This window comes from Rothia sp. 11273D007AR, assembly GCF_053547255.1.
On sequence record NZ_JBPPWJ010000001.1, the window covers coordinates 171,618 to 190,915 of the forward strand.

The following is a 19,298-nucleotide window of genomic DNA, read 5'->3' on the forward strand; positions in this document are numbered from 1 at the left end:
AAGCTAACGACTATCTAAGGGGTATATAGAGGCATGAGCAAGATTTGGAAGGTCGCTGTTGTAGGCGCTGCCGGTCGTATGGGGTCAGAGGCAGTGAAAGCGGTCAACACCGCAGAAGACATGGATCTGGTAGCCGCCCTGGGCAACGGGGACTCCCTGGACCTGCTCGTTGAATACGGCGCCGACGTCATGATCGACCTGACCGTTCCCTCAGCAACCGAGGCGAACGTACGCTTCGCTGTTGAGCACGGCATCCACGCGGTGGTTGGCACCACCGGCTGGAACGAAGAGCGCCTGGCTTCCCTTGAAGCCCTGCTCGCCGAGCACCCCCGGGTGGGCGTGCTGATTGCCCCCAACTTCGCCATCGGTTCTATCCTGGCCACCGAGTTCGCAGCTAAGGCCGCTAAGTTCTTTGAATCGGTTGAGGTCATCGAGATGCACCACCCCAACAAGGTGGATGCCCCCTCGGGTACCGCCGTCCACACCGCTCACAAAATTGCAGCAGCCCGCGCCGAAGCCGGTGTGCCCGCCTCACCCGACGCTACCGAAACCGATGAGGGCGGCTCGCGCGGCGCCAAGGTGGCCGGGGTTAACGTGCACGCCGTCCGCCTGCGCGGCCTGACCGCCCACCAGGAAATCCTGCTGGGCGACGCCGGCCAGCAGCTGGTCATCCGCCACGACTCCTTTGACCGCACCAGCTTCATGCCCGGCGTCCTGCTCGGCGTCCGCCAGGTTGAGCAGCACCCCGGCCTCACCGTGGGCCTTGACCGCTACCTCAACCTGGACTAGCCAATGACCTCGCTGCGCGCCTTTACCGCCGGGGCAATTACCCTGGCAGTCCTCACCGTACTGATTTTGCCCCTACCCCTGGGCACCCGCCTCTTCCTGCTGGCAGTAGGGGTGTTCTGCGCGGTCTTCATCGCGGTGGACGCCGGTGGGCGGGGGCGCGCCTTCGCCGCCCTCGTCACGGTAGCCCTGAGCCTCTACCTGGTGCTGACCGTTCAGAGGGGCTTCATCTTCCTGCAGAACGCCGGAACCCTGGGCGCACTATTGGGCGGGGCTCTCATCGTGCTACCTGTCCTGGGAGCCTGGGCCATGGTCCGCGAAATTATCTTCGGCTCCCGCACCCAGGTGCTCGGCCAAGAACTCGCCGCAACCGGGGAACTACCCGAAGATACCCTGCCTCGCACAGAATCCGGCCGCATCGACCGAACCGCCGCCGACGCCCAGTTCACTCGGGTTGCCGCAGCCACCGAGGCCGAACCCACCAACTGGAAAAACTGGTTCCATCTCTCCCTGGCCTATGACGCCTCCGGCGACCGAAAACGCGCCCGCAAAGCCATGCGCACCGCCATCGCCCTGCACCGCGGCAAAACCCCGGCCCAACTCTCCGTCTAGAAGCTGCCCGCAGGCGTCCGCCCCGCGCAGCCACCTAGCTTTAAGCAAACTCACCCCACCCCACCCAGCCAGATAAGGTAACGTAGTAGATATGTCTGAGACCGCACAGAACACCTCAACCTCAGCAGAACCCGTCTTCGGGCGCCTGCTCACCGCCATGGTCACCCCCTTCGCCTCCAACGGCGAAGTGGACGAACAAGCAACCGCAACGCTCGCGACCAACCTGGTGGACCGAGGCCACGACGGTCTCATCGTCTGCGGCACCACCGGCGAATACTCCACCATGACCGATGAAGAAAACGAAAACGTCTTCCGCATCGTCAAAGAAGCCGTCGGCGACCGCGCAAAAATCGTAGCTGGCGTTGGCTCCAACGACACCGCCCACACCCTGCACCTGGCCTCCCGCGCTGAAGCAGTAGGCGTAGACGGCCTGCTCGTGGTCACCCCCTACTACAACAAGCCCACCCAGACCGGTCTTGAAGCCCACTTCCGCACTGTAGCTGACGCGGTTAAGACCCCCGTCATGCTCTACGACATCCCCGGGCGCGCCGGTATCCCCATTACCCCGGCCGTCTACCGTGCCCTGGCAGACCACGAAAACATCGTGGCAGTCAAGGACGCCAAGGCCGACTTCACCGCTGCCACCGAGGTCATGGAAACCACCGACCTGGACTACTACTCAGGCGATGACGGCCTCACCCTGCCTTGGCTCGCCATGGGCGCAGTCGGCCTTGTAGGCGTCACCTCCCACGTAGCCCCCGAACACTTCCGCCAGCTCATCGACGCAACCATCGCCGGTGACCTGGCAACCGCCCAGAAACTGCACCTCGACCTGGCCCCCGTCGTCCGCGCCGCCATGAGCCGCGTACCCGGCTGCGTCGCCGCCAAGCAGATTCTTACCTGGCAGGGCATCCTCGACTCAGCTACCGTGCGCCTGCCGCACGTACTGGCTACCGACGAAGAAGCCGCCCTCATGCGCTCCGACCTCGAAGGCTCCATCATCGCCTCAACCCTGGTCAAGTAAAAACGTACTGCGGGTACCCGGCGGGCCCACCCAAAATCACGGCGATTTTGGGTGGCCCGCTTTGCCCGTATTCAGAAAAGAAAAACGAACGAAAGAGAAACTATGCAAACAGTTGAAAGCCCGCACCTACCCCCCAAACTGAAAAAAGACACCCTGCGCGTTGTGCCCCTGGGCGGCCTGGGTGAAGTCGGTCGTAACATGACCGTCTACGAGATCAACGGCAAACTGCTCGTTGTTGACTGTGGCGTGCTCTTCCCCGAAGAGTCCCAGCCCGGCGTTGACCTCATTCTGCCCGACCTCAACTACATCAAGGACCGTCTGCAGGACATCGTGGCCATCGTGCTGACCCACGGCCACGAAGACCACATCGGCGCTGTACCCTACCTGCTGCGTCTGCGCCCCGACATTCCCCTGGTTGGCTCCCAGCTGACCCTGGCTCTGGTCGAGGCAAAGCTGCAGGAACACCGCATCAAGCCCTACACCATGGACGTCGTTGAGGGCCAGGTTGAGCGTTTCGGCCCCTTCGAATGCGAATTTGTAGCCGTTAACCACTCTATTCCCGATGCCCTGGCAGTCTTCATCCGTACCAAGGCCGGTAAGTGCCTGCACACCGGCGACTTCAAGATGGACCAGCTGCCCCTCGACGGGCGCATCACCGACCTGCGTCACTTCGCCCGCCTGGGTGAAGAGGGCATCGACCTCTTCCTGCCTGACTCAACCAACGCTGAGGTTCCCGGCTTCACCCCCACCGAAAAGAACATTGGCCCGGTTATTTCTAACGTCATGCGCGACGCTAAGCGCCGCGTTATCGTTGCCTCCTTCTCATCCCACGTGCACCGCGTGCAGCAGGTACTTGACGCCGCCGCCGAGCGCGGCCGCAAGGTCGTGCTGGTGGGCCGCTCCATGGTGCGCAACATGACCATCGCCGAGAAGCTGGGCTATCTGAACGTACCCGAAGGTATTCTGGTCGACCTCAAGAAGGTCGACGACTACCGTCCCGAGCAGATTGTCATGATGTGCACCGGCTCCCAGGGCGAGCCCATGGCAGCCCTCTCCCGTATGGCTAATGGCGACCACAAGATTCAGGTCGAAAAGGGCGACACCATCATCCTTGCCTCATCCCTGATTCCCGGTAACGAAACCTCCGTCTACCGCGTGATCAACGGCCTGATGAAGCTGGGCGCCAACGTGGTACACAAGGGCAACGCCAAGGTCCACGTCTCCGGCCACGCCGCCGCCGGCGAGCTGCTCTACTGCTACAACATCCTGCAGCCCAAGAACGTCATGCCCGTACACGGTGAAGTCCGCCACCTGCTGGCCTCTGGCAAGCTCGCTATCGAAACCGGTATCAAGAGCGACCGCGTGCTGATCTGTGACTCCGGTACCGTCGTTGACCTGCGCGATGGCCACGCCGATATCGTCGGTCAGGTACCCTGCGAATACGTCTACGTTGACGGTAAGTCTGTAGGTCACGTTACCGAAGATGACCTCAAGGACCGCCGCGTCCTGGGCGAAGAAGGCTTCGTTTCCATCGTGACCGTGGTCGACCGCGCCACCAAGCGCGTGGTCACCGGCCCCGACATCCACGCCCGAGGCATCGCCGAAGACGACTCCGTCTTCGACGACATCACCCCCAAGATCACCGCAGCCCTCGAAGACGCCCTGCACCGGGCCCCCGAGAAGGTGCACACCACCCACCAGCTGCAGCAGATCGTCCGCCGCACCATGGGTGCCTGGGTGGCCCGCCGTCTGCGCCGCAAGCCCATGATCGTGCCCGTGGTCATCGAGACCCACACCCCTGAGGCTGAAGGCAACTAGCAACCTCTGAGCATACCCGGCGGCAGTTTTACCTGCTGCCGGGTAAGCTATTTAAACGCATACCAACGTCAACCAGTATTGGGAAGAATGGCTCCGCGAAAGTCTGCATCGAGTAAATCAGCCCCCCGCGCCGCGGGGAGCCGCTCCAAGACGTCCTCACGTCGCTCAACCTCCGCTCAAGGTCGAAGCCGTAAGACCACGTCAGCACCCCCTCAGGAGAGTAACGCCTTTGTGCGCGCCCTGGTGGGAGCCTGGCAGTCTCTAGCCTTTACCGTGGGCGGTGCGGTGCGCCGTATGGGCGAGCTCCGCACCGATATCGAACTGCACGAACGCCGTGACGGCGGGGCCCTGCTGGTACTGGCTATTGGCCTGCTCACCGCGGGCGTGGAATGGTGGGGCTGGCGGGCGGACCCCGCTAACCTGGCCTGGTACGAGTGGCCCCTGCACCTGTGGCACATCGCTGTGGGCGGTCTCTTCGGCCAGGGCTCCCTGCTCATTCCTATCCTCTGCCTGATTTTCGCTATCCGTATCTTCCGCCACCCGCTGGAGGTGCGAGCTAACAACCGCATCGCCATTGGCTTTACCATCATGACGGTCTCTGCCTCGATGATGGGGGCCAAAGTGGCGGGCTACCCCTCTTTCTCATCGAGTTTTGATGAATTCTGGGGCGGCGGCGGTACCGTTGGCGTGCTGATTGGCACCCCCGCCAGCCGTATCGTAGGTGGCGTGAATGTGCTGGAATGGCTCTTGATTGCCCTGGTTTTCCTGGCCGGTCTGCTGGTGGCCACCGATACGCCCCTGCGCCAGATCTGGCCCAAGGTCGTGCATATTTTCGGCCTGCTCCTGGGCGAAAAGCCCCACGGCTCTGTTGCCGACGCCGGGCGTCCTTCCCGTGCTTCCCGTACCCAGGACGATACCGAAACCCGCGTGCTGGATGGCGAGCACGACCGCTCCTATCTCTATGAGGACGCCCCCGCCCCGGCTCCCCGCCGCCGCGGTGGCCTGCTGAGCTGGCTGGGCTTTGGCCCCCGCGAAGAGAAGGACCGGAGGCTTGACCGCTACGAGGCAGATGAGGCCTACCAGACCGCTGTTATTGAGGACGGTTACGACGCCGAACCTGAAACCGCCCGCGTTGAGCAGGTTCCTGTTGCCCCCCGCCGCGCTGCCCAGAACGCGGCCCGCCCCGTAGAAGCCTTTGACGTTGAGGCCCCCCGCAAGCAGACCCGTAAAGAGAAGAAAGCAGCGGCTAAGGCCGCCAAGAAACAGGGCGAGCTCTTTGACCAGGGGCTATGGGAGAGCGAGGACGAGCTCGCGGCCAGCTACCCCGGCGAAGACCGTTCGGACGCCCCGGCTCAGCGCCTGGACCAGGCCCGCCAGGCTGCCGCGGATCACGGCTACAGCCCTGAACCGGTAGAAGCAGACCGTGACGGCTTTGAGCCCGAGACTGTTGCGCCTCAGCCTGTTAGCCGACCGGCTGCTGCTTCTGCATCAGCACCTGCCCCCGCATCAGCTCCTGCCGTACCCCGCCCCGGCAAGGGGAGCGCGTCCGCCCGTCTGCAAAACAACACCGTGGCAGAGCGAACCGAGCAGCCGCGTGGCGAGCTGGTCGTGGAGTCTTCGACCGGCTCCTACGCCCTGCCCACCGAGTCCATGCTCGAGGCCGGCCCGCCCGCCAAGGAAAGCTCCGAAGCCAACGAACAGGTGGTCGATGCCCTGACCAACGTGCTCCAGCAGTTCAACGTGGACGCCGAAGTCACCGGCTTCTCCCGCGGCCCCACCGTCACCCGCTACGAGATTGAGCTGGGCCCCGGCACCAAGGTGGAGCGCGTCACCGCCCTGTCCAAGAACATTGCCTACGCCGTGGCATCTGCCGACGTGCGCATCCTCTCGCCCATCCCGGGTAAGAGCGCTATCGGTATCGAAATTCCCAACACCGACCGCGAAATCGTGGTGCTGGGCGATGTGCTGCGCTCCGCCAAGGCCCACGCTACCGACCACCCCATGGTCATGGGTGTGGGTAAGGACGTCGAGGGCGGCTTCGTCATCGCTAACCTGGCGAAGATGCCCCACATGCTGGTGGCAGGTGCTACTGGTGCCGGTAAATCCTCGTTCGTGAACTCCATGATTACCTCGATCCTGATGCGCTCAACCCCCGATCAGGTGCGCCTGATTATGGTTGACCCCAAGCGCGTGGAGCTCACCGCCTACGAGGGGATTCCCCACCTGATTACCCCCATCATCACCAACCCCAAGAAGGCCGCCGAGGCCCTGCAGTGGGTTGTGCGAGAGATGGACGCCCGCTACGACGACCTTGCCCACTACGGCTACAAGCACGTGGACGACTTCAACAAGGCCGTCAAGGCTGGCAAGATTCAGCCGGAGCCCGGTTCCAAGCGCCAGATCAAGGCCTACCCCTATCTGCTGGTGATCGTGGACGAGCTTGCCGACCTGATGATGGTTGCCCCGCGTGATGTGGAAGAGTCCATCGTCCGTATCACTCAGCTGGCCCGCGCCGCCGGTATTCACCTGGTGCTGGCGACCCAGCGTCCGTCCGTCGATGTGGTCACCGGCCTGATCAAGGCTAACGTGCCCTCCCGCATGGCTTTTGCCACTTCATCGGTGACTGACTCCCGCGTGGTGCTCGACCAGCCCGGCGCCGAGAAACTGATTGGCCAGGGTGATGCCCTCTTCCTGCCCATGGGCGCGTCGAAGCCTATGCGTGTGCAGGGCGCCTGGGTGGGTGAATCTGAGATTCACGAGGTCGTGGAGCACGTGAAGAAGCAGGCTCCTGCGGTCTACCGCGACGACGTGATCGCTGCTGCTCCCTCCAAGAAGATTGACGACGACATCGGGGACGACCTGGATGACCTGCTGCGGGCAGCTGAACTGGTGGTCAACACCCAGTTCGGTTCGACCTCCATGCTGCAGCGCAAGCTGCGCGTGGGCTTTGCTAAGGCAGGGCGCCTGATGGACCTGCTCGAATCGCGCGAAGTCGTTGGCCCCTCTGAGGGCTCGAAAGCCCGTGATGTGCTGGTCCAGCCCGATGACCTGCCCGCCGTCCTCGCTAAGATTCGGGGTGAAGAGCCCCCGGCCCCTGTAGACAGCGACCCCTACGGCGGGGACCCCGTAGCCCACATGAACGACGGGGTGCCGCAGGCCGTTGACTACTACGACGAGGCGGACGCCCCCGACAGCGAAGACGCCTGGAACCTGACCGGCCGCTAGCCGGCCTTCCCTGCCAGACCCAACCGACGGCGTCCGCCCCGCTTATCGCGAGCGGGGCTGAACCACCCTAAGGAGAACACCGTGGCCGACCAGACCGCAACCGCTTCTAACTGGAACATCCCGAATGCGCTGACCGCCCTGCGCATTGTGATGGTTCCCCTGTTCGTCTGGGCCCTCTGGGCCGGCGGGCCCCACGGCGAGGCCAACCTGAGCCTGCGCTGGTGGGCAGCCGCCGTGTTTGTGCTGGCCATGATTACCGACTGGCTCGATGGCTACCTGGCCCGCAAAAACAACCTGATTACTAGCTTCGGCAAGATCGCTGACCCCATCGCCGATAAGCTGCTCACCGGAGCGGCCTTCGTGGTGCTGTCCATGCTGGGGGAGCTGTGGTGGTGGGTCACCATCGTCATTCTGGTGCGCGAGTGGGGTATCACGGTGATGCGCCTGTTCATCATCAAGTACGGGGTCATGGCGGCCTCTAAGGGCGGTAAGCTCAAGACCGTGCTGCAGACGGTGGCCCTGGTGCTGATGATTCTCCCGCTGGGTCAGCTGGGTTCCTGGGCTCTATGGCCCGGCTACCTGGTGATGGCCGCTGTGGTGGTCGTGACCGTAGTAACCGGTATCGACTACGTCGTCAAGGCCATGCAGCTGCGCCGCGACTACTTCGCTGCTCAGGGGAAGTAGCCCGGCATGGTAGAGACAAGTGCCCAGGACCTTGAGCGCGCAGCTGCCCGCCTGGTTGCCGCTGCTGTAGCTCGCGCAGCCGATGGGGCGCAGAAGGGGGCGGACGCCGGTGCTCAGCTGGCAACGGCAGAGTCCCTGACCGGGGGTATGGTAGGCCAGCTCATCTGCACGGTTCCCGGGGCATCTGCGGTATATCGGGGTGGCGTTATCTCCTACGCCACCGAGGTCAAGGCCTCTGTGCTGGGGGTACCTGCCGGTTTGCTCGCTGAGCGAGGGGCGGTAGACCCAGACGTTGCAATCGCCATGGCTCAGGGAACCGCCCGGGTCTGCGGGGCTGATTTCGGCGTAGCCACCACCGGGGCTGCCGGGCCGGAGCCCTGCGATGGCAAACCGGTAGGGCGCGTCTACCTGGCTGTAGCGCACCCGGCGAGCGGGGGCGTCCACGTGCTTGAAAAAAACTATGCGGGCAACCGGGCAGAAATTCGTGCCCAAGCCGCCCACGATGCCTTGAACCTGCTTGCAGAGTTTCTTACTGAAGCCGCCAAGTAAGCTCCCAGAAAATTTTCAGATGAATTTTTCAGCTAACAGGGAATGAAAACACAGCCGCGTAGGTTTAGATAGATGTAACAAGAAAAAGTCGTAAGTAAACGAAATATTCTTGAGGTCAGCTGACGAAAGCGCGAACATGCGCTAGGCTGAAAACACCCGCTCCTGATATAACGGGAGCATGACAACCAGGAGATTGGTATAAAAATGACTAAGCAGCCCGTATCCGTGAACGGTGTCGTCCGTTGGAAGGATGTGGGTCAGACTGAGAACGCTGCCCCCGCCCAAGACACCGGTAAAGTAATCCTGCTCCGCCACGCTATCGGCGAAGTTCTGCGCGATGTTCGCCAGCGCCAGGGCCGCACCCTCCGCGAAGTTTCCCACTCAGCCCGAGTATCACTGGGCTACCTCAGCGAGGTCGAGCGCGGCCAGAAGGAAGCCTCATCAGAGCTGTTGGCTTCCATCTGCCAGGCACTGAACATCTCCCTCTCAGCTATGCTGGCCGAAGTCTCAGCCCGTATGGCTGTTGAAGAAGGCTTCTCGGTACCCGATACCGTGCCCGCTGAATTCTCAGAACAGTTCAAGCGCGAATACGGTATCGCCGCTACCTCAAGCCGCGATATTCCCGCCGTTGAGCGCCCCCTGGCAGCTCGCTAGACGATTCGCTCTCTAGGTAACTAAGAGATGGAGCCGGGCCCCGCAAGGGCTCGGCTCTCTTTGTGTTCTGTGGTGTCTGTGTACTGTGGAGGAAGGAAGAAGATGAAGCTCAGCGAATTTTGGGCGGCGATGGACCATGAGTTTAGTCCGGTCTATGCCCGCCATCTAGCCCGTGATCTGGTGCCCGGGGACTTCGGTGATTTGACGGCCCAGCAAGCCCTGGACGCCGGCGCCAACGTGCGCGAGGTGTGGCTGGCTATTTGCCGGGTGCAGGACGTTCCTGTGGAACGGCAGCTGGGGCCCGATATTGAACCGCGCCCCTAGGCTAGAAAATCGTTCGTACTTAATAGAAAATGTGTTCGAATTCCTGTAGGATTGTGAACAAACGACCGGCAGCCCGCGACACATAACCGGGTTATCCACAGATTTTCAAAATCTTCGCGCTGAACCCTTAAAGTGTCAGCCCTAGGTATTACCGTGGTAGCCAGAGAAGAACTCTCGTACCGCGATAAGAAATGAGGAACATACATGGCAGCGAAAACTCGCATGCAGTCAGTAGGTCAGGTGCCCGCCGAAGGGCGCGAAAAGGCACTTGAGGCCGTCCTTGCCCAGATCGATAAGAACTACGGCAAGGGCTCCGTCATGCGCCTGGGAGACCGCGAGGCCAGCAAGGTCGAGACTATTTCAACCGGCGCTTTGGCCCTGGACGCCGCCCTTGGCATTGGTGGTCTGCCCCGCGGTCGCGTGGTAGAAATCTACGGCCCTGAATCTTCCGGTAAGACCACCGTTGCCCTCCACGCTGTGGCTAACGTGCAGAAGGCTGGCGGTATCGCAGCCTTTATCGATGCTGAACACGCTCTTGACCCGGTCTACGCAGCCAAGCTGGGTGTAGACACCGACGCCCTGCTGGTCTCCCAGCCCGATACCGGTGAACAGGCCCTCGAAATCATGGATATGCTGGTGGGCTCTGGCTCCATCGACATCATCGTGGTCGACTCCGTTGCCGCTCTGGTGCCCCGCGCTGAAATTGAGGGTGAGATGGGTGACTCCCACGTGGGTCTGCAGGCTCGTCTGATGTCCCAGGCCCTGCGTAAGATTACCGGCCGCCTGTCAGCAACCAACACCACCGCTATCTTCATCAACCAGCTGCGCGAAAAGATCGGCGTTTTCTTCGGCTCACCCGAAACCACCACCGGTGGTAAGGCCCTGAAGTTCTACGCCTCGGTACGTATCGATATTCGCCGTATTGAGACCCTCAAGGACGGCGCTAACCCCATCGGTAACCGTACCCGCGCCAAGGTCGTCAAGAACAAGATGGCTCCGCCCTTCAAGCAGGCTGAATTCGATATTCTCTACGGTGAGGGTATCTCGGTTGAAGGCGGCATTCTTGACCTCGCCGTTGAGCACAACGTGGTCAAGAAGTCCGGCGCCTGGTTCACCTATGAGGGCGATCAGCTGGGCCAGGGTAAGGAAAACGTGCGCCGTTTCCTCAAGGACAACCCCGAACTGACCGAAGAGATCAAGTACAAGACCATGGTCAAGCTCGGCATCATTGAGGGTGAAGAGGAAGAACTGGACGAGGTAGAGCCCAGCACCTCTGTCGACCCGCTCGATGACATCTCTGAGAACTTCTAAACTCATAACAGCGAGCTAGTAGCCGCCACCACCGGGAAAAGCCCCCGGTAGTGGCGGCTTTCGACATGACACGATGTAGGTAGTAGGAGGGGAATGTGAGCGCAGAAAACCCAGGAATCGAAGATTTTCTTGCCCCTGAGGAGTACCCGGCCTGGCACCCGGCGGCACAGGGTCTGACCCAGGACCTGCCGGGGGAGTCTGGCGCCTACGCCAGCACGCAAACCGCTACCCCCTATACCGGCAAAGCATCAGCCGCAGCGGGTAGTAACCGTGACGGTGGGGAAGTAGCCGAGGCTGCGGAACCAGCCCGTCAGGGCAAATACACCCGCCGTCGTAACCCCAACCTCAAAAAAGGGTTCCGCAAGCCGCCCGCCAAATACGCTGCCCGCTCGCCCTTCGCACCCGCTATCGGGGCGGCGTCCGCCCCAGAGAACGAAACTCCCCAGCGCAAGCGCTCGCAGCCCCTCTTCTGTGAAGGCTCAGCCCTGAACGAGCCGGTCACCGACGAAGAGATGTTGGTGCAGGGGATCACTCCTATGCCTGAGAAGAGAGGCCGCGCCGGTAAGGAGCCGGAGAGTGAATTTACGCGGGCTAAAAATATTGTGCTGAATCAGCTTGCTGCGTCGCCTAAGTCCCGGGCCATGCTGGAGAAAAAGCTGGTTGAGAAAGAAATCTCGGCGGAGGTTATTGAGGATATCCTGAACCGTTTTGAGGCGGTCAACCTGATTAACGACGCTGAGTTCGCTGACATGTATGTGCGAACTCGAATGAACGTGAAGAAGCTGTCGCGGTCGGCTATCCGGCGGGAGCTGAAAACCAAGGGGGTTGAGGGTGAGCTTGCCGAAATAGCTCTGGAGCAGCGCACCGAGGAGGATGAGCGCGCCGACGCCCACGAGCTGGTGCGCAAAAAACTGCGCCCCTCAATGAACCTGGGGGACAGGGCTGAGAAAGAGAAGGTCATGCGCCGCCTGGTGGCTATGCTGGGTCGCAAGGGCTACCCGGCGGGCCTAGCTTTTAGCGTGGTGCGCGAAGAGGTCGAGAGTTACGCTCAAGAGATGGGCATGACCGCACAGGATAGCTATTCCTACTATGACTAAAAACAGGGGCGTACGGTACAGAGGTATGTACCGTGCGCCCCAGTCTGATATGGCCTGCGGCAGGTTTACGACCAGCCGTTGGGCAGTAGACCAAAAATAGCGGCAACCGAGTAGATAAAGGCAACCGTATAGGTCACAATGAGAATCCCCTGGGCAATGGGGTGAGCTTGCCAGGTCACTGTCCAGATAGGTTCTAGCTCGCCCTTTTTACGGGCGGCTCGAAGCATGAGCACCGGGAGGATAGACATAGCAGCACCGGCAAAGCCGCCGGCGTATGATAGGGCAGAAACGAAACCGCCTAGACCGGCAATTGAGATAGCCAGCGGGGGCAAAACGGTCAGGCCAACAGCGGCGATACGAAGCGGTCCGTGTTCTTCCCAGCGAGTGATATCGAGGATATTACGCATAGCGGTGTAGCCGATAGCTACAAAAGAGGTAAACATTGCCAGCAGGGCAAAGATGTTAGCCAGGTAGTAGGCAAGAGGGCCCAGGGCTTCACCCCAGGAGAGCGTGACAACCTCAGAGACGTTATCACCGAGCAAGCCCAGCGCGACAAAGGGAACCAGAGCGAGGGTGAAACCGGTGGCTGACATGCCGCCAACGAGAGCGGTGGGGATAGCCTTGGGGTTGGCGTCGCCAAGTCCGCGTACCAGCTCAGGGACAACGTACTGAGCCATAAAGGTGAAGACCGCTAGGTTCATAATTGGCACGATGAAGAAGGGGTGCAACTCTACCAGGTTGGAGAGAGTAATGCCGGGGCCAAGAATAGTCCAGAGTGAGAGGGCAAGAATGATCGCTGCCATGCCCGTGGTAATGAGCCCTTCGACAAGACCGGTGGCGTGTAGACCCTTAAACATGATGAAGGAGCCAAGCGCGAAGAAAAGTAGGGTTCCAGCGAGCTGTGGTAAACCGGTGAGATTGTTGAGCAGAGAGCCTGAGCCTGCGGCGTAGGCTATGAGTGCACCGATGGAGTTGACCATGATAGCAGCGAAGATGACCCAGCGGCCGGCCTGACCCAGGTACTTTTCTGCTAGGCCTGAGAGCTGTAGTGGTTCTTTGGTGCGCTGAGAAACCTCGGCGATGTACATCATAGAGAAGGTAGTCAGCAAACCAGCAATGGTGAGGGCAATGGCGAGCGCCAGGAAACCACCGTTGCGGGCGGCGTAGGGCAGGCTGAGGATGCCCGCGCCAATATTGGTGCCGAAGATGAGGGCGATGCCTTGGAGGACACTGAGGGTTGGGGCAGGGCGCTGATAAGCGACTGACCCTGACGGAGCGGACGAGGACATGGAAATCCTTAGGGTAGGGGAACATAAGAAGGGTGCGTACAGTGTGAGGTACTGAAGTAGATAGTACTCCCGGCGGGGCAAAATAAGAGCTATTGTGACTGCTTATGCCCGACAGTTTGTTCCGTTAAGATTGCTTGGAGGGTGAGAACCGCCGAAGCCACGTGCTGATCGTGATCAAAAGCTGCCTGGGGCTGGGGTGAGACTCGCTCGTAGAATTCTTGGGTTTTTGTGTGCCAGGTCAGGCTGCTTAATACTGCTTGCGGTAGGGGCCCCTCAGGCCAGGACGGGAAGCCCAGCAGGAGCTCAGCCACCGGTAACGCCCAGTGGTGCCAGCAGGTGCCCTCAGCGTCGATACCGCGAACCCCCGCCCCAGGGGCCGCCAGCTGCAGCAGATTGGCCGGAGAAAAATCGCCGGACGACAGCACCCTCTCACTCGGCACCGGGTAGATAATGCCCTCCACGGCCTGCTCCATCTGCGTGAACTCAACCGAGCCCACCGGCATACCTTTTCTCTCGGCCAGCAGGCGTAGGCCCTTGAAGGCAAGCTGGGGTGAGGGTAGGGACCCCGGTGCGGACGCCCGCGCGTCAGCGCTCGCAAGCTCAGCGGCAAAAGATGCCTGGGCGGCAGCCTGGGCGGGGGAGCGCAGGATACTAGCCCAGGTATCAACCCAAGCGGTCAGGGCCCGGTGGGGTGTGGCGTCCGCCCCGGTAGAAAGTAGGAGGTCGCCCAGGCTGACTGTAGGGTTGCCGCTGGCGACGTCCTCAAGAATCAGCAGACGGGCAGCGTCGTCAGCAGCCAACAGGCGGGGGTAGAGCCCCGGTGCGACCTGCTCCAGGGCAGCAAGGCCGTGTTTTTCGCGCAGGTAGCCAAAACCGCCAGAGTTGCGGGCTGAGTCTTTGCGGCGAAAATACTTGAGCACACAGCTCGCCCCGCGATGACCCCGCACCCGAACCACCACCGACCGCATCCCGCTCGACAGAACCTCGGCATCAGTAACCTGAACGCCGGTCAGTTCCACAGACCGCTCTAAAAGCCCGGCCAGCAGACGCAAAAAAGCGGGGGAATCGACGGGCTGCTCCACCGCGCTAGGGGAGTAGGCACTCGCAGCCTGGGCGGCACGTGATGCAAAGAATGAGGGAGAAGGGCGAACCGGCATAGAGCCCAGAATAGCAACCTAGTAGACTATACGGGTGAGTATTGACGTGAACACCGACAAGCCCGTGGCAGCACCCAAAACCCGCACCTACGAGGTGCGTACCTTCGGCTGCCAGATGAACGTACACGATTCAGAGCGCATGAGCGGCCTGCTTGAAGCATCAGGCTACGTGCCCGCAGAAGAGGGAACCACCCCCGACCTGGTCGTTTTCAACACCTGTGCCGTGCGCGAAAACGCCGATAATAAGCTCTACGGTAACCTGGGTCAGCTCGCCCCGGTCAAGCGTGAGAACGAGGGCATGCAGATTGCCGTGGGCGGCTGCCTGGCGCAGAAGGACCAGGACGTCATTCTGAAGAAGGCCCCCTGGGTTGACGTGGTTTTCGGTACCCACAACATTGGCTCCCTGCCTACCCTGCTGGAGCGCGCCCGTCATAACAACGAGGCCCAGGCCGAGTTGCTCGAAGCACTGGAGGTATTCCCCTCCACCCTGCCGACCAAACGTGACCACGTCTACTCCGGCTGGGTCTCTATCTCTGTGGGCTGCAACAACACCTGTACCTTCTGTATCGTGCCCTCCCTGCGCGGTAAGGAAGAAGACCGCCGCCCCGGCGAGATTCTGGCAGAAGTGCAGGCCCTGGTGGACGACGGCGCTATCGAAGTGACCCTGCTGGGTCAGAACGTCAACTCCTACGGTGTGGGCTTTGGCGACCGCCAGGCATTTTCGAAGCTGCTGCGAGCCTGCGGCGAGATCGAGGGGCTGGAGCGCGTCCGTTTTACCTCCCCCCACCCGGCCATGTTCACCGACGACGTCATCGACGCTATGGCCGAAACCCCCAACGTCATGCCCGTACTGCACATGCCCCTGCAGTCCGGCTCTGACAAGGTGCTCAAAGACATGAAGCGATCCTACCGCTCCAAGAAGTTCCTGGGCATTCTGGAGAAGGTGCGCGAGCGCATCCCCGATGCCGTCATCACCACCGACATTATTGTCGGCTTCCCCGGCGAAACCGAAGAGGACTTCCAGGAGACCCTGCGCGTGGTCGAAGAGTCGCGTTTCTCGTCCGCTTTTACCTTCCAGTACTCGATTCGCCCCGGCACTCCGGCAGCGACCATGCCCAACCAGGTGCCCAAGGCTGTGGTGCAGGAACGCTACGAGCGTCTGATCGCCCTACAGGACCGCATTGCCGGTGAAGAAAACCGTAAGCAGCTGGGTAAGACCGTTGAGCTGATGGTTACCGCAGAGTCAGGGCGTAAGGCCGAAGAAACCGGCCGCCTGTCGGGCCGCGCCCGCGACCAGCGCCTGGTGCACTTCACCGTGCCCGAAGGCTGCGAGGTGCCCCGCCCCGGCGACCTGGTGACCCTGCCCATCACCGAGGCCGGCTCCTTCCACCTGATTTCTGACCCCACCGCTGACCAGTACTCGGTGCGCCGCTCCCGCGCAGGCGACGCCTGGGACCGCGCCCAGGCCGACTCCTGCGGTACCGGTACCACCCAGGTGCCCGGTACCCCGGTTTCCCTGGGCTTCCCCACCTTCAAGCCCGCCCTCTAACCCATGACAGAGAAGGACGCCGCCAGCAGCTCCCTGCCCATCATCGCCGTGGTGGGCCCCACCGGCTCAGGTAAAAGCGCCCTCGCTATCGAGCTGGCACGAGCATTGGGCGGGGAGTGCATCAATGCCGATTCCATGCAGTTCTACCGGGGTATGGATATCGGCACCGCCAAAGTTACTGCCGAAGAAATGCAGGGGGTTCCCCACCACCTGCTCGACACCCTCGATGTCACGGAGGAAGCCTCGGTCGCTACCTTCCAGTCCCAGGCCCGGCAGATTTTTGATGAGATTCGCGCTCGCGGGAACTACCCGATTCTGGTCGGTGGATCCGGTCTGTATGTGCGCGCTGCCCTGGACGTTTTGGAATTTCCCGAAACCGACCCGGCGGTGCGGGCTCGGCTGGAAGCTGAGCTGGCGGCGTCCGGCCCCGGCCCCCTACTGGAGCGCCTGCGCGCGGTTGACCCTGAATCAGCTGAGCGGGTGAAGGACGACCGCCGCCTGGTGCGCGCTCTGGAGGTCTTTGAGGTGACCGGTCGCCCCTTCTCGTCCTTCATGCCCACCCGCACCTACCACCAGCCTGCCCTGCAAATTGGTCTCAACGGCGACCGCGCCCAGCTACACCAGCGGCTGCACCAGAGGGTAGTTGCCATGGAAGAAGCCGGGCTGCTGGCCGAGGTAGAAGCCCTCGAAGCCAGGGGACTGCGCCGGGGCAAAACCGCCCCGGCGGCTATCGGCTACCGGGAATTTCTCAAGGTTCTGGACGCCTCCCGCGGCTTGCTGCCTGCCGGTGAGGAATATTCTGTCGCCCAGGCAGTTGAAGATACCGTCACCGCCACCCGCCAGTTCGCCCGCCGCCAGCTCACCTGGTTCAGGGCAGATGAGCGGGTGCACTGGCTTGACTGGTCCAGCCCCGATCTGCTCACCGAGGCCCTGGCGATCATCAAGGGCCACCAGGCACTAGACTAAGAAGAAAAAGCGCCCCACAACGGAAAGGCAAAACCCGTGGCAACCCACACCGTAGAAACCCCCGTCTGGGGCGATTTGACCGGCAAGACCCTCACCAAGGGGCAGGCAACCGGTAACGACTTCATCTTCGTCACCGACCCCGAAGCTAGGCTCGACCTGCCGGCTGAGCTCATTGCCAAGGTGACCGATCGCCACTTCGGCATCGGCGCCGACGGCTTTATCCGCGCGGTCAAGACCGAGCACCTGGATTTTGCCTCCCACCTGCTGGAAGAGGCTCCCGACGCTATCTGGTTCATGGACTACCGCAACGGCGACGGCTCGATCGCTGAGATGTGCGGTAACGGGGTGCGCGCCTTTGTTGACTACCTGCTGACCGAGAAGCTGGTTGAGCTCGAAGAGGGCGGACGCCTGCTCATCGCCACCCGCGCCGGCATCAAGGCCGTGGGCCGCACCGAAGACGGCTACGCCATCGACATGGGCCCCTGGGGCTTCATCAACGGTGACATGGCCCGCGATAACGGCACCGACGCCCAGGTGACCACCAAGGGCCTGCGCACTCCCCGCGGGGCCCTGTCCATCACCATGGGCAACCCCCATACCGTCGTCATGCTGGGCACCGACGGAAAACTTGACGGGCTGAACCTGCACGAAGCCCCCAAGGTTTCACCCAACCCGCCTGAAGGCACCAACGTAGAGTTCGTTGTACCCGAAGAAATCTCAGCAGAGGACGGCGACCCCGCCACCGAAAACATCGGTTCCATCCGCATGCGCGTACACGAACGCGGCGTCGGCGAAACCCTCTCCTGCGGTACCGGCGCCTGCGCAGCTGCCGCCGCCACCCGCTTCTGGGGAGGGGAAGACGCCCCCGACGAGTGGCTGGTGCGCGTACCCGGCGGCACCCTGGCCGTCACCTTCGTTCTGGGCCCTGACAACCTCGAACACGTCGTCCTGGCCGGCCCTGCCGCTATGACCGGTAAGGTACTGCTGGGCTAAATGACTGAAAACGTAGAAAACAACCGGGAGCTCTGGAACGAGATCTACTTAGAGCGGGAACAGATGTGGTCGGGCAAGCCCAACGCCTCACTCGTTACCCTGATTGGAGACCGCGCTCCCGGCTCCGTCCTTGATCTCGGCTGCGGCGAAGGCGGGGACGTGCTCTGGCTGGCAGCCCGCGGCTGGCAGGCTACCGGCATCGATATTTCGGACGTCGCAGTGGGGCGCGCTCGCGCCCGCGCGGCAGCCGAAGGGTTGGACGCCAGCTTTATCGACGCTGATCTCACCGACTGGTCTACCGACCAGCGTTTTGACCTGATTGTCACTAGCTTCTTGCAGTCTTACGCTGACTTTGACCGCCTGCCCCTGCTTGCAGCGGCCCTGGACCTGCTGAAACCCGGTGGGGAGCTCATATCGGTAGCGCACGCAGGCGCTCCCTCCTTCGCTGACCCCGAGGACGCCCGTAAACACAAGGCCCGCATGGTCAAGGCAGCAGAAGAGGCCCGAGCTCTTACCCAGGGCCGGGATGATATTGAAATCGTACTGGCCGAAGAATGGATTCGGGATATCACCTCACCCGAGGGTGAGCCCGCAACCATTCCAGATGCCGCGATGGTGCTACGCCGGGCGGTGCACCTCTAGGATGCGGAAGCCCTTCGAGGTAGCGTAGCGGGCTACGTCTAGGTCGGGGAAAGTCTCAGCCAGCCACTTCTGTAGGGAGTCTGAGCCCAGGTTTTTCTGCACGACCAGGTAGGCGGTGCCGCCGGGAGCCAGGCGGGGGAGCCAGGTGTGCATGATGCCGTGTAGGACGTCCTTGCCCACGCGGATAGGCGGATTAGACCAGATGGTGTCGAAGGTCAGGGACTCATCGAGGGCCTCGGGCGCAGATACCGTCACGTTGGTGAGACCCAGGTGCTCAGCGTTCATCTCGGTGAGCTGGGCGGAGCGGGAGTTCACCTCGACCCCGTAGACCTCAGCATCAGGCGCTGCCATCGCCAGGGTCAGGGTAATCGGGCCCCACCCGCACCCGATATCGAGCATGCGCGCCCCCTGCGGGGCGGGGGCCTCATCGAGGAGAATACGGGTTCCCTTATCAACCCCACCCGGGCTAAAGATGCCTGAAGCGGTCAGAACCTGCACCCGGCGTCCGCCCAGCTCAACAGTCACAGGCTGGGGCGAAAAATCGCCGGTGGGGTTTTCAGAAAAATAGTGCGCGCTACTCATAGACGTTCATTCTACGCTAAGCCCCTGCCCTTACCG

Annotated in this window: 18 protein-coding genes; 15 read left to right on the forward strand and 3 right to left on the reverse strand. The window is 62.0% G+C overall.

What is annotated here, in order from left to right; genetic code table 11:
* Positions 1-33: 33 nt before the first annotated feature.
* From dapB to ACED88_RS00845, 11 genes are all read left to right on the forward strand, one after another.
* Positions 34-789 carry a 4-hydroxy-tetrahydrodipicolinate reductase gene (dapB, locus tag ACED88_RS00795; RefSeq protein ID WP_237197216.1) on the forward strand — a complete coding sequence of 252 codons (756 nt, stop codon included), beginning with the start codon at positions 34-36 and terminating at the stop codon, positions 787-789.
* 3 nt (positions 790-792) lie between these two features.
* A complete protein-coding gene (locus ACED88_RS00800; RefSeq protein ID WP_449108467.1) occupies positions 793-1,398 on the forward strand; it encodes a hypothetical protein in 606 nt (201 codons plus the stop codon).
* A gap of 91 nt (positions 1,399-1,489) precedes the next feature.
* On the forward strand, positions 1,490-2,422 hold the full coding sequence (dapA, locus tag ACED88_RS00805; RefSeq protein WP_449108468.1) for a 4-hydroxy-tetrahydrodipicolinate synthase: 933 nt from the start codon (positions 1,490-1,492) through the stop codon (positions 2,420-2,422).
* Positions 2,423-2,524: 102 nt separating this feature from the next.
* Complete coding sequence (locus ACED88_RS00810) at positions 2,525-4,240, forward strand: ribonuclease J (RefSeq protein WP_449108469.1); 1,716 nt, start codon at positions 2,525-2,527, stop codon at positions 4,238-4,240.
* A gap of 87 nt (positions 4,241-4,327) precedes the next feature.
* Positions 4,328-7,465 carry a DNA translocase FtsK gene (locus ACED88_RS00815; RefSeq protein ID WP_449108470.1) on the forward strand — a complete coding sequence of 1,046 codons (3,138 nt, stop codon included), beginning with the start codon at positions 4,328-4,330 and terminating at the stop codon, positions 7,463-7,465.
* 81 nt (positions 7,466-7,546) lie between these two features.
* Positions 7,547-8,149: a CDP-diacylglycerol--glycerol-3-phosphate 3-phosphatidyltransferase gene (gene pgsA, locus ACED88_RS00820; RefSeq protein ID WP_185173271.1), complete on the forward strand. Its 603-nt coding sequence runs from the start codon at positions 7,547-7,549 to the stop codon at positions 8,147-8,149.
* A gap of 6 nt (positions 8,150-8,155) precedes the next feature.
* Positions 8,156-8,698, forward strand: coding sequence for a CinA family protein (locus ACED88_RS00825; RefSeq protein ID WP_449108471.1), 543 nt, complete (start codon positions 8,156-8,158; stop codon positions 8,696-8,698).
* Positions 8,699-8,902: 204 nt separating this feature from the next.
* Entirely contained in the window at positions 8,903-9,352 is a 450-nt protein-coding gene (locus tag ACED88_RS00830; protein ID WP_237186848.1) for a helix-turn-helix domain-containing protein, read from the forward strand.
* 102 nt (positions 9,353-9,454) lie between these two features.
* On the forward strand, positions 9,455-9,676 hold the full coding sequence (locus ACED88_RS00835; protein ID WP_449108472.1) for a DUF3046 domain-containing protein: 222 nt from the start codon (positions 9,455-9,457) through the stop codon (positions 9,674-9,676).
* Positions 9,677-9,880: 204 nt separating this feature from the next.
* A complete protein-coding gene (gene recA / locus ACED88_RS00840; protein WP_185173268.1) occupies positions 9,881-10,987 on the forward strand; it encodes a recombinase RecA in 1,107 nt (368 codons plus the stop codon).
* Between the two features lie 95 nt (positions 10,988-11,082).
* A complete protein-coding gene (locus ACED88_RS00845; RefSeq protein WP_449108473.1) occupies positions 11,083-12,084 on the forward strand; it encodes a regulatory protein RecX in 1,002 nt (333 codons plus the stop codon).
* 65 nt (positions 12,085-12,149) lie between these two features.
* On the opposite strand, the gene ACED88_RS00850 is transcribed toward ACED88_RS00845, so the two are convergent.
* Together ACED88_RS00850 and ACED88_RS00855 are read right to left on the reverse strand one after the other, a co-directional pair.
* On the reverse strand, positions 12,150-13,373 hold the full coding sequence (locus ACED88_RS00850) for an aromatic amino acid transport family protein (protein ID WP_449108474.1): 1,224 nt from the start codon (positions 13,371-13,373) through the stop codon (positions 12,150-12,152).
* Between the two features lie 89 nt (positions 13,374-13,462).
* On the reverse strand, positions 13,463-14,530 hold the full coding sequence (locus ACED88_RS00855) for a hypothetical protein (RefSeq protein WP_449108475.1): 1,068 nt from the start codon (positions 14,528-14,530) through the stop codon (positions 13,463-13,465).
* Between the two features lie 34 nt (positions 14,531-14,564).
* Between ACED88_RS00855 and miaB the strand changes: the two genes are divergently transcribed.
* From miaB to ACED88_RS00875, 4 genes are read left to right on the forward strand one after another with little or no spacing between them, the layout of a single operon-like run.
* Positions 14,565-16,079, forward strand: coding sequence for a tRNA (N6-isopentenyl adenosine(37)-C2)-methylthiotransferase MiaB (gene miaB, locus ACED88_RS00860; protein ID WP_185173265.1), 1,515 nt, complete (start codon positions 14,565-14,567; stop codon positions 16,077-16,079).
* Between the two features lie 3 nt (positions 16,080-16,082).
* A complete protein-coding gene (gene miaA / locus ACED88_RS00865) occupies positions 16,083-17,045 on the forward strand; it encodes a tRNA (adenosine(37)-N6)-dimethylallyltransferase MiaA (RefSeq protein WP_449108476.1) in 963 nt (320 codons plus the stop codon).
* Positions 17,046-17,081: 36 nt separating this feature from the next.
* Positions 17,082-18,038 carry a diaminopimelate epimerase gene (dapF, locus tag ACED88_RS00870; protein WP_449108477.1) on the forward strand — a complete coding sequence of 319 codons (957 nt, stop codon included), beginning with the start codon at positions 17,082-17,084 and terminating at the stop codon, positions 18,036-18,038.
* Positions 18,039-18,680, forward strand: a complete 642-nt coding sequence (locus ACED88_RS00875) for a class I SAM-dependent methyltransferase (RefSeq protein WP_449108478.1) — start codon at positions 18,039-18,041, stop codon at positions 18,678-18,680.
* On the opposite strand, the gene ACED88_RS00880 is transcribed toward ACED88_RS00875, so the two are convergent.
* The gene (locus ACED88_RS00880; protein WP_449108479.1) at positions 18,657-19,262 is read right to left on the reverse strand and encodes a class I SAM-dependent methyltransferase; all 606 of its coding nucleotides are present in this window, start codon (positions 19,260-19,262) and stop codon (positions 18,657-18,659) included. The two genes, ACED88_RS00875 and ACED88_RS00880, sit on opposite strands and share 24 nt — an antisense overlap.
* Between the last annotated feature and the right edge of the window lie 36 nt (positions 19,263-19,298).

Coding starts and splice junctions, on each gene's coding strand:
- ACED88_RS00855 (WP_449108475.1), bottom strand. CDS start 14,530: ATGCCGGTTCGCCCTTCTCCCTCATTCTTTGCATCACGTGCCGCCCAG.
- ACED88_RS00825 (WP_449108471.1), top strand. CDS start 8,156: ATGGTAGAGACAAGTGCCCAGGACCTTGAGCGCGCAGCTGCCCGCCTG.
- dapB (WP_237197216.1), top strand. CDS start 34: ATGAGCAAGATTTGGAAGGTCGCTGTTGTAGGCGCTGCCGGTCGTATG.
- ACED88_RS00850 (WP_449108474.1), bottom strand. CDS start 13,373: ATGTCCTCGTCCGCTCCGTCAGGGTCAGTCGCTTATCAGCGCCCTGCC.
- ACED88_RS00875 (WP_449108478.1), top strand. CDS start 18,039: ATGACTGAAAACGTAGAAAACAACCGGGAGCTCTGGAACGAGATCTAC.
- ACED88_RS00800 (WP_449108467.1), top strand. CDS start 793: ATGACCTCGCTGCGCGCCTTTACCGCCGGGGCAATTACCCTGGCAGTC.
- ACED88_RS00810 (WP_449108469.1), top strand. CDS start 2,525: ATGCAAACAGTTGAAAGCCCGCACCTACCCCCCAAACTGAAAAAAGAC.
- recA (WP_185173268.1), top strand. CDS start 9,881: ATGGCAGCGAAAACTCGCATGCAGTCAGTAGGTCAGGTGCCCGCCGAA.
- ACED88_RS00815 (WP_449108470.1), top strand. CDS start 4,328: ATGGCTCCGCGAAAGTCTGCATCGAGTAAATCAGCCCCCCGCGCCGCG.
- ACED88_RS00830 (WP_237186848.1), top strand. CDS start 8,903: ATGACTAAGCAGCCCGTATCCGTGAACGGTGTCGTCCGTTGGAAGGAT.
- ACED88_RS00880 (WP_449108479.1), bottom strand. CDS start 19,262: ATGAGTAGCGCGCACTATTTTTCTGAAAACCCCACCGGCGATTTTTCG.
- ACED88_RS00835 (WP_449108472.1), top strand. CDS start 9,455: ATGAAGCTCAGCGAATTTTGGGCGGCGATGGACCATGAGTTTAGTCCG.
- miaA (WP_449108476.1), top strand. CDS start 16,083: ATGACAGAGAAGGACGCCGCCAGCAGCTCCCTGCCCATCATCGCCGTG.
- dapA (WP_449108468.1), top strand. CDS start 1,490: ATGTCTGAGACCGCACAGAACACCTCAACCTCAGCAGAACCCGTCTTC.